Raw genomic sequence first — 12,312 nt, 5'->3', positions numbered from 1 at the left:
AAACTGCGTGAGCGTCAGGTGACTTAACGCACCGTGACGCTCACATCTCCTCTTGCACCTGCCACATCTGCGCCACGAAATAAAAGTGGATTGAGGGATGAATCGGCAGATGTATTTCTTACGACAGGAATCGGGTTATAGACCAGCTTTCCGGACTGTGTCGCATCGACCGTTTTCTTTTGTTCTTCATGTGGCGACAATGCTACAGATTGAATATTTTGTTTTTTTCGCTCACGACTATATTCTTCTGCGCGTTTTCGATTTTGTTGCTGTTGAACTGTTACGGGCTGTTGCACATCTTGCTTCACGGCATCGACCAGCTCTGGTGTGACTGAAGAAGATTGACTAGCCTGTTCTGCAAGTACTGCATCGTTAAGCGGTGCTGCTGCATAAACCATACCCGAGAGCATGCCTAGTGAGCAAAGCACGAGCTGTTTCATTAACATGTTCATTTGATTGCATTCCTTGTTATGATGTCTCGGTATAATTTTTATTCTTTGTTTAAGCTAACAACTTTTGGTCTAATCCGCAAGATTCAACGCCTTTAAGCTGATCATCGGCATTAAAAAAACCCAAAGCACACGATACTTTGGGTTTTAAATTTCTTATGTCATCGCACGTTTAAAAATTGCTACGATGAAGAAAAATTACAAGATACGTACCGCACCTTTGGCAGCACTGGTGGTATGCATTGCATAAACTTTTAATGCTTTCGATACTTTACGCTTACGCTCTTCCACTGGCTTCCAGCCTTTTTCATCTTGCACTTTACGACGTGCCGCAAGCGTTTCGTCGTCTACTTTAAGATGCATGCTACGGTTTGGAATATCGATTTCGATCAAATCGCCATCTTCTACCAAACCAATCGCACCGCCTTCTGCCGCTTCTGGTGAAATGTGCCCAATCGACAAGCCTGACGAACCACCAGAGAAACGACCATCTGTAATCAGTGCACAGTCTTTACCTAATCCTTTCGATTTAAGGTAACTGGTTGGATACAGCATTTCCTGCATACCCGGACCACCGCGTGGACCTTCGTAACGAATGACTACCACATCGCCTGCTTTGATTTCATTACCCAAGATCGCTTCGACAGCCGCATCCTGACTTTCAAACACACGTGCCGTACCGTTAAATTTTAAGATCGATTCGTCGACACCTGCAGTTTTTACAATACAACCATCTAATGCAATGTTGCCATACAATACTGCCAAACCGCCATCTTTAGAAAAAGCGTGTTCAGCATTACGGATCACACCGTTTTCACGGTCACCATCGAGTGTAGAATAGTAACGGTTTTGTGAGAAGGCCACTTGAGTAGGAACACCGCCCGGTGAAGAACGGAAAAATTCATATACTTCAGCATCTTCAGTACGGATGATGTCCCACTTATTCAACGCATCCTGTAAAGTTTCTTCGTGTACGGTACTGACAGTGGTATCGAGTAATTTGGCACGATCAAGCTCGCCCAAAATCGACATAATCCCACCCGCACGGTGAACATCTTCCATATGTACATCTTGTTTTGCTGGTGCAACCTTACAGAGTACTGGCACTTTACGTGACAAACGATCGATATCGTTCATGGTAAAATCCACTTCTGCTTCACTTGCTGCCGCCAACAAATGCAAAACTGTATTGGTCGAACCACCCATTGCGATATCGAGCGTCATGGCATTTTCATAAGCCGCTTTAGTTGCAATTGAACGCGGTAAAATACGACTATCATTTTGTTCGTAATAGCGTTTTGCCAGGCTCACAATAAGCTCGCCAGCTTTTAAGAATAACTTTTTACGGTTGGCATGCGTTGCCACAATCGACCCGTTACCAGGCAAAGACAAACCAAGTGCTTCTGTTAAGCAGTTCATTGAATTTGCTGTGAACATTCCCGAGCACGAACCACATGTTGGGCAAGCAGAACGTTCAAACGCTTCGACTTCTTCATCTGTATAGCTTTCATCGGCTGCGACTACCATGGCATCAACCAGATCAATGGCTTTTTCATTGCCGCGGAATTTCACTTTACCCGCTTCCATCGGTCCACCAGACACAAAGACGACTGGAATGTTCAGGCGCATTGCTGCCATGAGCATTCCCGGTGTGATTTTGTCACAGTTCGAAATACAGACCATTGCATCAGCGCAGTGTGCATTGACCATATACTCAACTGAGTCTGCGATCAGATCACGTGATGGCAACGAATACAGCATGCCGTCATGTCCCATGGCAATACCATCATCTACGGCAATGGTATTAAACTCTTTTGCTACACCACCAGCCGCCTGAATCTGCTCTGCCACCATCTGACCCAAATCTTTTAAATGAACATGACCGGGTACAAACTGAGTGAATGAGTTGACGACAGCAATAATCGGTTTTCCAAAATCCTCATCCTTCATTCCTGTTGCACGCCATAATCCACGTGCACCAGCCATATTTCTTCCATGTGTCGATGTTTTAGAACGATAATCAGGCATTTAGGTGTTTCCAACAAGTTGAGCTTGAGAAGAATACTGCATTCTCTCTGGCTGAATGAGACTGTTACGTAAAAGATAACCAGCCGAAATAATGTGACATCATACTACAACTTGTTTTTAACTGAAGAGCCTTAAGGCGATCTTTTTTATATGACTTTTGCTCATGAAGTAAACAAGAAAAGATGAATAATAAAAAAGAGAACATGCGAACATGTTCTCTTTTTTTAAGCTTTAAAAGTGATTAGCTAAGTTTGAGCTTATCAAAATGTAGATCACCCTGATCGCCTTTAATCACAATGTTATCTCCCGCCTGGAATTCGCCGGCCAGTATTTTCTGAGCCAGTGAGTTTTCAACCTGTTGCTGAATAGCACGTTTAAGCGGACGCGCTCCATAGACTGGATCAAAGCCTGCATCGATCAGGATATCAAAGGCATCGTCATCGACAGTCAGTCCAATATCACGCTCAGCCAAACGGGCACGTAAACGATCAAGCTGGATATCTGCAATACCGCGAATTTGCGATTTTTGTAGCGCATGAAACACCACCAGCTCGTCAATCCGGTTAATAAACTCTGGACGGAAGTGCTGACTCACCGCCGACATCACCACTGCACGAACCTCTTCATCGGTTGCACCATCGCCGAGCTCACGTACATCTTGTGAACCGAGGTTTGATGTCATCACGATCACCGTGTTTTTAAAATCGACCACACGCCCTTGAGAGTCGGTCAAACGACCGTCATCGAGCACTTGCAGCAAGATATTAAACACATCTGGATGTGCTTTTTCGACCTCGTCCAACAGCACCACACTATATGGTTTACGGCGGACAGCTTCGGTTAATACGCCGCCTTCTTCATAGCCGACATAGCCCGGAGGTGCACCAACCAAACGGCTCACCGAGTGTTTTTCCATGAATTCGCTCATGTCGATACGGATCATGGCGTCGTCACTATCAAACAAAAAGTTTGCCAATGCTTTGGTGAGCTCGGTTTTACCTACACCCGTTGGCCCAAGGAACAAGAACGAGCCACTCGGACGGTTAGGATCTGACAAGCCAGCACGTGAACGACGTACAGCATTCGACACTGCAATGACAGCTTCATCTTGCCCCACCACGCGATTGTGCAAAAATGTTTCCATTTGCAGCAATTTCTCGCGTTCACCTTGTAACATTTTTGACACTGGAATGCCTGTGGCGGCGCTCACCACTTCTGCAATTTCGTTGTCGGTAACTTTATTACGCAGTAGTTTCGGCTCTTCACTTTCTTCAACCACTTCATCTTGCTCGAGCTGCTTTTGCAGTTCAGGAATGACACCATACTGTAAACGCGCAGCTTCTGCCAAATCACCTTCACGTTGTGCTTTTTCAAATGCAATCCGCGCCTGATCGAGTTTCACCTGTGCATCTTTTGTCCCTTCTACTAGGGCTTTTTCTGCACGCCAGATCTCTTCCATGTCGTTATATTCTTTCTCGACACTGGCAATCTGCTCTTCTAGGTAACGAACTTCAGTTTTACTGCCCTGATCTTCGTCCTTTTTCACGGCTTCAAGTTGCATTTTCAACTGAATGATACGGCGCTCCAAACGATCAAGTGCTTCTGGTTTTGAATCCAGCTCCATCTTGATTCGTGAAGCAGCCTCATCAATCAGATCAATCGCTTTATCTGGCAGTTGACGGTCGGTGATATAGCGATGTGACATTTTTGCCGCTGCAATAATCGCCGAGTCGAGAATTTTGACCCCGTGGTGAACTTCGTAGCGTTCTTTTAACCCACGTAAAATGGCAATGGTGTCTTCCACACTCGGTTCATCGACCAGTACTTTTTGGAAACGACGCTCAAGCGCAGCATCTTTTTCAATGTATTGACGATACTCATCTAGCGTTGTGGCACCCACACAGCGTAACTCGCCGCGTGCCAAGGCAGGTTTGAGCATGTTGCCTGCATCCATGGCACCATCGGTTTTACCCGCGCCCACCAGCGTGTGGAGTTCATCAATAAACAAAATCACTTGGCCATCTTGTTTGGCCAAATCATTCAAGACCGCTTTTAAGCGCTCTTCAAACTCACCGCGGTATTTGGCACCTGCAAGCAATGATCCAAGATCGAGCGACAATACGCGCTTATTTTTCAAGCTCTCGGGTACTTCACCATTAACGATTCGTTGCGCCAAACCTTCAACGATGGCAGTTTTACCTACGCCCGGCTCACCGATCAGTACGGGGTTGTTTTTGGTACGACGCGACAATACCTGAATGGTACGACGAATTTCATCGTCTCGCCCAATCACAGGATCAAGTTTCCCCGCCAAAGCACGTTCGGTCAGATCAATGGTATATTTATTTAATGAGTCACGCTGATCTTCATGATTATTGCTCATGACTTTGTCATTACCTCGAATAGATTCAATTACTTTACGAAGTGCCTCTGTGGTCACACCCGTACTTTGCAATAAGCTTTTAGTGCTGCCAGTTTCAGTTAAAGCAAGCAATACCCAATCCGTCGATAAAAATTCATCACCCGCTTTTTGTGCGTGTCGATCGGCCAAATTAAGTACCTTAACCGCATCTGGATTCAGATTGACATCACCAGTGGGATTACTAATGGTCGGCGCATCCTTGAGCGCCTGTTCAAGTTTTTGTTTAATTTCAGGTAATCTGGCACCCGACTGCTGTAACAGGCTCAGGTTTGATGGCTCATCCATCAATACCGAAAGAATGTGCAGTGAATCAATCGAGGTATGATCTCGACCGGTTGCCAATGATTGCGCATCCGAAAGTGCCTGCTGGAGGCGATTGGTAAATTTCTCAAAACGCATTCTTGTTATTCCTCATCATCAATTTGCTACTTGACTAATACATGGGAACGTTTTTTAAAATTTCAAATAAATTCTCATATTTTTCATTATCTTATATTCAAAACTTAATTCATATAAGTTGGTTTTAATATGGGTGCTTTTCTAAAAAATTTCAAGTGAATACCGATGCTGTTTTTGTTAACTTCGCTTTCAAAATACAATGATCAGACTTTAAAAAATACCCGAATCTTAAAGGTAATCATACTTCATCCGATTCAGGCGCCTTGTATCATCATGTTATGCTTTTGATATTGGCAGATGATCTGTGGCTTGGCATATGTTTTAACATCTATGTTTTAAATTAAAGAGCTAAGTAGCGATATGCCTAAAATAGGCATCTAAGATGCTGTAATGATTAACATCCTTGAGCAGATGCAGTTCGACACGGATTTGATTCAACCCTTTTAGAGCATGATAAAACTGCTCGCTTTGCCATTTAATCTCCTGAAGCTCATCTGCACCACAATACAATTCGCAAGGAGTATCATGCGAGAGCGTATGTACTACTGGACTCAAGCGCTCGGCGTCATCCAGACTTAACTGAAGCGCCTGATTCAGATGCGTATCGCATAGAGGCCGCAGATCATACAAACCACTGAGTAGAACAGCTTTTTGTACGAGTGGATGCGTCAGGTTCATAGCTGTCAGGTGAGCGCCAGCAGAGTGTCCCACCACTACAACGTGTTCAGTAATCCAGTCTTGATGTTGTATAAAGTCTAGCGCTTGATGAACTTGTTCAATCATCAAATCGACCAGCACAAGTGGTGCCAATGCATATTCCAACAATACACACTGTATATTTTGCTCATGTAGCGCTGGCACAATAAAAGCAAAATCAGACTTTTCACACCACTGCCAGTAGCCACCATGAACAAAAATAACGGTTTTTTGCGCCTGTTTTACAGGAAATACATCCATTATCGCCCGAGGCGAATTGGCATAGCGAATATCGGCCATATGCACATAGTGCCGATACACCCGCTTACTTCGGTTTTGAAAATCCGCCAAAATGGCGGCTTCACTCGGCACTGTTGTGGCATTGTCGTAAGGTCTGTTCATGGCATCATTCAGAGTTTTTCAATCGAATTTTCTTTATGCGGAAGGTTCATCCGCGCAGGATTTGGTTTGAAATAATAAAAACACACCAGTACCAATATAAAGGGTAATCCGAACTGTAAAGTGGATTTAAACTCTTGGGTAAACCAAGTTGTGAGCGTAATACTGCATATACTAAGCAAACCAAACCAAGCAATCATACGGCTCATCGGAATACGATATTTCAATGCAGTATTGCTTTTACTCAAACGTGCCCTGAAAAAAAGATGCGTAACGAAAATACTGCCCCAAGTAAAGAGTGCACCAAACATCGATAATGCAATCATGATCGGAAATGCAGACGCAGGATTGAGTGTATACACGACGCTGGCTACCCCAATTCCCATTGCAGAGAGCATCAAGGCATTGAATGGCACCCCTTGAGAACTAATCTTTCCAAATAGTTTTGGGGCATCTCCAGCACGCGATAAGCTAAACAGCATTCTAGTGGAGATATACAGCATACTATTCATAGCCGAAAGCGCCGCAACAATCACAATAAAGTTGAGAATACTGTCGGCAAACGGAATGCCCACAATTTTCATGACCATCACAAAAGGGCTGGTAGCATCTTTTGCGATCAGTGCTGTCCATGGCACCAACGCTACAATTAAAAACAGCGATAACAGATAAAACAGAACCAAACGAATAGCCGTACTTTTAAAGGCATATTTTACTGCTTTTTCAGGATCTGAGGCTTCTCCTGCCGCAACCGCGATCATTTCGATACTTAAATAGCTAAAAATAGAAATGATGACACCAATCCAGACACCCTTAACACCATTGGGCATAAATCCACCTTGACTAATCAGATTGGTCGCCAGTTGATGTCCTGCGTTGTGGCTTTGAGTTAAAATGGAAATTGCGAGAAGAATAAACACCACAATCGCAAAAATCTTAATGGTCGAAAACCAATACTCCACCAACCCAAATGCTTTCACGCTATACGCATTCACCGCAAGTAAGGTGCCCGAAAAGAAGACAATCCATATCCATGAAGCAACATGCGGAAACCACATTTTCATATAGTCCGCAACCGCAGTAATTTCAGTTCCTACCGCCAGCACAATACACGCCCAATAACTATATCGGACCAGAAATCCGGCCAATGGCCCCATATAATGCTCGGCATAGGCACCAAATGAACCCGATGTCGGGTGTTGTACCGTCATTTCGGCAAGACAAGCCATTAAGGCAAATGCAATTAATCCACCAATTGCATAACTTAAAATTACTCCCGGGCCTGCAAAGCTAATGGCAAACTTACTGCCCATAAATAGCCCTGTACCAATCGCACCTCCAATTGCAATCATGGCCATTTGTTTTGCGGTCAATTTCTTGTGTAGTCCCGCTTCACGAGATTGAATTTTTTCAAAACTATCCATAAGGCCCTCCTGGCCTGCGCGTCATATAGAGGTGACCATCAGGTCACTGCTGCCCGCACCAAATATTGTTCATTTTTCCATTCGTTGTTTTGCATGATCTGTTTGAGCTGCTGCACCGCTTGCCAGATATCTTCAAAGCCCACATACAACGGCGTAACTCCAAAGCGCAGTACTTCAGGTTCGCGGTAATCGCCGATCACCCCTCGCGCAATCAGCGCCTGAATAATTTCATAACCATGTGCATGTCGATAACTGACATGGCTGCCACGTTCGGCATGCTCGGTTGGTGTCACCAGCTCAAATCCATAAGCAGCACATTCTTGCTGCATGATGCGCATAAATAAATCGGTGAGCTTTAAGGATTTCTCACGAATTTTTTCTAGATTGGTTTTTAAGAAAATATCCAGTCCACATTCAATCAGGCTCATGGAGATAATCGGCTGTGTACCACATAAATAACGACGGATATTGTTGGCTGGCTCATAATGCTGTGCCATATCAAAAGGTTTTTGATGCCCCCACCAACCCGACAGTGGTTGCCAGAATTTTTGCAAATGCTTTGGATTAACCCATAAAAAAGCGGGCGAACCCGGGCCTCCATTTAAATATTTATAGGTGCAACCAATCGCAAAATCACTGTTGGTCTCATTTAACGCCATTGGAACCGCACCCACCGAATGACACAAATCCCAGATCACCAATGCGTTATTTGTATGTATTTTCTGATTGATCTCGGCCATATCATACAAATAACCAGTTCGATAATTGACATGAGACAGCACCACTACGGCCACATCAGTGCTGAGTATTTGATCTAAACCCGTCACACCATCAATTAATTCAATGCGATATCCTTGGTTGATCAGATCGATAAATCCTTCAATGATATAAATATCCGTTGGGAAGGATTCTTTTTCTGCCACAATTAATTTACGTTCAGGATGCTGCTCTGCCTGTATTTTGACTGCCGCAGATAACACCTTAAATAGATTCAGCGTTGTGGAGTCCGACACCACCGTTTCATCTTGATTCGCGCCGATGAGCTGCCCCAGTTTATTGCCAAGTCGTGTTGGAAGGCCCCACCAGTCGGCCTTGTTCCAGCTATTGATTAAATCTTCACCCCACTGCTGGCGAATAACATGATCGGCATAGCTCAAGGCTTTTTTTGGCCGTGCACCTAGCGAATTACCGTCGAGATAAATCACACCTTCTGGCAGCGCAAATTCATTACGAAGATGTTTCAGTTCATCTTCTTGATCCCAATATAAACATTGTTCCAAGGTAATCATTGAGTGGTTCATCCGTATGTAGCTGTTCGTTTATTATTCGATTCTAGCACGGCGTTTTTTTCATTTTATTCGATAATTATCAGCATAAATTTCAAATTTTAGGATATTATCCGAGAAATAACGAATTTATAAGGACGTGATTCGAACATGAATTTAGACACAATCGATTTAAAAATACTGGGATTATTACGAGATAATGCACGATTAAGCCATCAAGAACTGGCTGATCTGGTTCATCTTTCGGCATCGGCATGTCATCGGCGGGTAAAAATTTTAGAATCTAGTGGAATTATTGAAAAGTATCAGGCAAAACTCAATTATCAGAAATTGGGCATTAAAATTGAAGCGATTGTGGAAATCAAACTGGCTCAATTGACCGAGCAGGAGCATAAAGCATTTTTAAAGCAAATCGATCAATGTGATGAAGTCATTCATGCCTACATTATTACTGGCGACGCCAATTATGTACTACATGTGGCCACTAAGGATCTGACAGACTTTTCTCAATTTATCATCAATAAGCTCAATAAGATCAAGGGAATCATGAGCATCAACTCAAAGATCATTCTCGACAAAGTCATTCAGAAAAATCCGATCTAGAGTGGTCGAGCTACAACATCAAAAAGCATAAAAAAGCTGACTTAAGGTCAGCATTTCTTATCACTGTTTTTATACTTTGAACGATGTATGCTTATGTCGCTTCAATGATCTCAAAGTCATGGGTAATTTCAACTCCCCCATCGGTCAGCATTTTACTTGCAGAACAATATTTCTCTGCAGAAAGTTCGATGGCTTTGGCCACTTGCTTTTCTTTGACCGCTTTGCCGGTGACCACAAAATGTAAATGGATTTTGGTGAACACAGCAGGAATGGTGTCTGCTCGCTCAGCTTTTAGCTCACACACGACATCTGTCACATCTTGACGCGCTTTCTTTAAAATAGTCACAATATCAAACGAAGCACACCCACCAAGTCCCATTAAAATCAATTCCATAGGACGTGGACCACGGTTTTCACCCCCATAAGCGGCAGAGCCGTCCATGGTCACAGAATGGCCACTTTCGGATTTTGCTTCGAAGGCGACATTCTCTAACCAATGTACACTTGTTTGCATTGCAACTCCTTAAAAAAAGCTATAAATTTACAGTATAGCTGTACACTAGCATAAAATGGGTTGAGAAGGAATTTCATCTCCCGTGTATGAATACACTCATTTGAGTCTTGTGCGATCTTATTATCCTCTTTGGAAACTTTAGTAATGACATCAAATTTCTCACAACTTAGTACAGATGCTCTATCACCTGGTCAGTTACCTGAATCAGTCAAAGCACTATTAAAAAGAGCAAACATCAATCGTTATCCAAAACGTACCACGATCGTTGATGCAGGTTCAGAATCTAAGTCTTTATATTTGATTTTAAAAGGTTCAGTTTCCATTATTTTACGTGAAGATGACGAGCGTGAAATCGTTGTGGCTTATCTCAATCCAGGCGACTTCTTTGGCGAGATGGGACTGTTCGAATCGAACCCACAACGTACAGCAGAAGTAAGAACGCGTGATGTATGTGAAATTGCTGAAATCTCTTACGATAATTTTCATGAACTCAGCAAGCAATTTCCAGACTTAAGTTATGCGGTTTTTGCTCAGTTGGTGCGTCGCCTGAAAAATACCACGCGTAAGGTGACCGATCTTGCGTTTATCGATGTTTCGGGCCGTATTGCACGTTGCCTCATCGATCTTGCGAGCCAGCCAGAAGCCATGATTTTACCGAATGGTCGTCAGATTCGAATCACACGCCAGGAAATTGGCCGGATTGTTGGTTGTTCTCGTGAAATGGTAGGTCGTGTTTTAAAAACGCTTGAAGAGCAAGGCATGATTGAAACCGATGGTAAAGCAATCCTAATTTTTGACGCTTCTTTAGAAGCACAAAATTATCACGATGACGAAACTGATGACGAATAAGTTTTTCTAAATACCAAAAAGCAAACCTCAGGGTTTGCTTTTTTTTACAGCCCTAAATGCACAACAATACGAAAAACTGACATTTATAGCTCTAATTATGCTTTAAGTTAATTCAAATCTTATCAATTCATGCATGACATGACTCACATTAAGGGAATACTTAGTATGCAATTTAATCGACTCGGTCACAGTGATATAAAAGTACCTGAAATTTGTTTAGGCACCATGACCTTTGGCGAACAAAACTCCCAGCAAGAGGCCTTTGAACAGCTCCATTACGCGCTCGAACAAGGGATCAATTTTTGGGATACCGCAGAAATGTATTCGGTTCCTCCTAAGCCTGAAACCTACGGCGCCACAGAAAAAATTTTAGGACAATGGTTTGCACAGCATGGTCAGCGCGATCAGGTATTTTTGGCATCGAAAATTGCGGGGCCAGCCTTTGGGGGAAGTCATATCCGTGAAGGAGAAACGCGTTTTGGTCAACATATTTCCGAAGCACTCGACCTATCCTTAAAACGCCTCCACACAGATTATATCGATTTGTATCAGTTGCACTGGCCAGAACGTAATACCAACTTTTTTGGCACATTAGGTTATGCAAACGCACAAGCAGAGGCCGAGTACGATGTACAGGCAATGCATGACACCTTAATTGCGCTGCAAAAAGAAATCCAAAATGGTCGAATTCGTTATATTGGTTTATCGAATGAAACCCCTTGGGGCACCATGAAGTTTTTATCACTGGCAAAAGAGCTGGGTGTAGATCGTTTTGTGAGTATTCAAAACCCTTATAACCTGCTAAACCGAACCTATGAAGTAGGCATGTCGGAAATTGCCAAATATGAAGGTATTGGGCTATTGGCCTACTCGCCATTGGCTTTTGGTTATTTAACCGGTAAGTTCAGACATGGCGCACGCCCAGCCAATGCACGCGTCACACTTTTTCCGCGCTTTACCCGCTATAGTAACCCTCAAAGCGAATGGGCCACCGAGCGCTATGCACAATTGGCAGAACAACATGGCCTAACTCTAACTCAACTGGCACTGGCCTTTATCAAACAGCAATTCTTTGTAACCAGCACCATCATTGGTGCCACCAGTCTTGATCAGTTAAAAGAAAATATTGCTGCGTTTGATCTCACACTCGATCCAGCGCTGTTACAAGAAATTGAAAAGATCCATATTCAACAACCTAACCCTGCGCCTTAAGCTGAATAGACAAAAAAAAGGGATGCGATGG

Annotated in this window: 10 protein-coding genes; 3 read left to right on the top strand and 7 right to left on the bottom strand. The window is 43.4% G+C overall.

The features are described from left to right. Positions 1-23: 23 nt before the first annotated feature. The 6 genes from ADA42_RS05695 to kynU form a co-directional block, all read right to left on the bottom strand. The gene (locus tag ADA42_RS05695) at positions 24-452 is read right to left on the bottom strand and encodes a hypothetical protein (RefSeq protein ID WP_048764027.1); all 429 of its coding nucleotides are present in this window, start codon (positions 450-452) and stop codon (positions 24-26) included. Positions 453-647: 195 nt separating this feature from the next. Then, on the bottom strand, positions 648-2,477 hold the full coding sequence (ilvD, locus tag ADA42_RS05690; RefSeq protein ID WP_048764026.1) for a dihydroxy-acid dehydratase: 1,830 nt from the start codon (positions 2,475-2,477) through the stop codon (positions 648-650). Between the two features lie 241 nt (positions 2,478-2,718). After that, positions 2,719-5,298, bottom strand: a complete 2,580-nt coding sequence (gene clpB / locus ADA42_RS05685) for an ATP-dependent chaperone ClpB (protein WP_048764024.1) — start codon at positions 5,296-5,298, stop codon at positions 2,719-2,721. Positions 5,299-5,646: 348 nt separating this feature from the next. Further along, entirely contained in the window at positions 5,647-6,396 is a 750-nt protein-coding gene (locus ADA42_RS05680) for an alpha/beta hydrolase (RefSeq protein WP_048764022.1), read from the bottom strand. An 8-nt stretch (positions 6,397-6,404) separates the two neighbouring features. Beyond that, entirely contained in the window at positions 6,405-7,817 is a 1,413-nt protein-coding gene (locus tag ADA42_RS05675; RefSeq protein WP_048764020.1) for an amino acid permease, read from the bottom strand. 38 nt (positions 7,818-7,855) lie between these two features. Beyond that, the gene (gene kynU / locus ADA42_RS05670; protein WP_048764018.1) at positions 7,856-9,106 is read right to left on the bottom strand and encodes a kynureninase; all 1,251 of its coding nucleotides are present in this window, start codon (positions 9,104-9,106) and stop codon (positions 7,856-7,858) included. A gap of 147 nt (positions 9,107-9,253) precedes the next feature. Between kynU and gigD the strand changes: the two genes are divergently transcribed. Further along, on the top strand, positions 9,254-9,706 hold the full coding sequence (gene gigD / locus ADA42_RS05665) for an Lrp/AsnC family transcriptional regulator GigD (RefSeq protein WP_048764016.1): 453 nt from the start codon (positions 9,254-9,256) through the stop codon (positions 9,704-9,706). Positions 9,707-9,797: 91 nt separating this feature from the next. Here gigD and ADA42_RS05660 read toward each other — a convergent pair whose 3' ends face one another. Then, a complete protein-coding gene (locus ADA42_RS05660; protein ID WP_004936595.1) occupies positions 9,798-10,220 on the bottom strand; it encodes an OsmC family protein in 423 nt (140 codons plus the stop codon). A 144-nt stretch (positions 10,221-10,364) separates the two neighbouring features. Between ADA42_RS05660 and crp the strand changes: the two genes are divergently transcribed. Both crp and ADA42_RS05650 read left to right on the top strand, forming a co-directional pair. After that, positions 10,365-11,069: a cAMP-activated global transcriptional regulator CRP gene (crp, locus tag ADA42_RS05655; RefSeq protein ID WP_004936591.1), complete on the top strand. Its 705-nt coding sequence runs from the start codon at positions 10,365-10,367 to the stop codon at positions 11,067-11,069. A 165-nt stretch (positions 11,070-11,234) separates the two neighbouring features. Further along, a complete protein-coding gene (locus tag ADA42_RS05650) occupies positions 11,235-12,281 on the top strand; it encodes an NADP(H)-dependent aldo-keto reductase (RefSeq protein ID WP_048764015.1) in 1,047 nt (348 codons plus the stop codon). The last annotated feature ends 31 nt before the right edge of the window (positions 12,282-12,312 follow it).

Source organism: Acinetobacter sp. 243_ASPC (assembly GCF_001054715.1).
GTDB classification, from domain to species: Bacteria; Pseudomonadota; Gammaproteobacteria; order Pseudomonadales; family Moraxellaceae; genus Acinetobacter; species Acinetobacter soli.
This window is presented reverse-complemented; position numbering and strand designations above follow the sequence as displayed.

Coding starts and splice junctions, on each gene's coding strand:
- ADA42_RS05695 (WP_048764027.1), bottom strand. CDS start 452: ATGAACATGTTAATGAAACAGCTCGTGCTTTGCTCACTAGGCATGCTC.
- ilvD (WP_048764026.1), bottom strand. CDS start 2,477: ATGCCTGATTATCGTTCTAAAACATCGACACATGGAAGAAATATGGCT.
- clpB (WP_048764024.1), bottom strand. CDS start 5,298: ATGCGTTTTGAGAAATTTACCAATCGCCTCCAGCAGGCACTTTCGGAT.
- ADA42_RS05680 (WP_048764022.1), bottom strand. CDS start 6,396: ATGAACAGACCTTACGACAATGCCACAACAGTGCCGAGTGAAGCCGCC.
- ADA42_RS05675 (WP_048764020.1), bottom strand. CDS start 7,817: ATGGATAGTTTTGAAAAAATTCAATCTCGTGAAGCGGGACTACACAAG.
- kynU (WP_048764018.1), bottom strand. CDS start 9,106: ATGATTACCTTGGAACAATGTTTATATTGGGATCAAGAAGATGAACTG.
- gigD (WP_048764016.1), top strand. CDS start 9,254: ATGAATTTAGACACAATCGATTTAAAAATACTGGGATTATTACGAGAT.
- ADA42_RS05660 (WP_004936595.1), bottom strand. CDS start 10,220: ATGCAAACAAGTGTACATTGGTTAGAGAATGTCGCCTTCGAAGCAAAA.
- crp (WP_004936591.1), top strand. CDS start 10,365: ATGACATCAAATTTCTCACAACTTAGTACAGATGCTCTATCACCTGGT.
- ADA42_RS05650 (WP_048764015.1), top strand. CDS start 11,235: ATGCAATTTAATCGACTCGGTCACAGTGATATAAAAGTACCTGAAATT.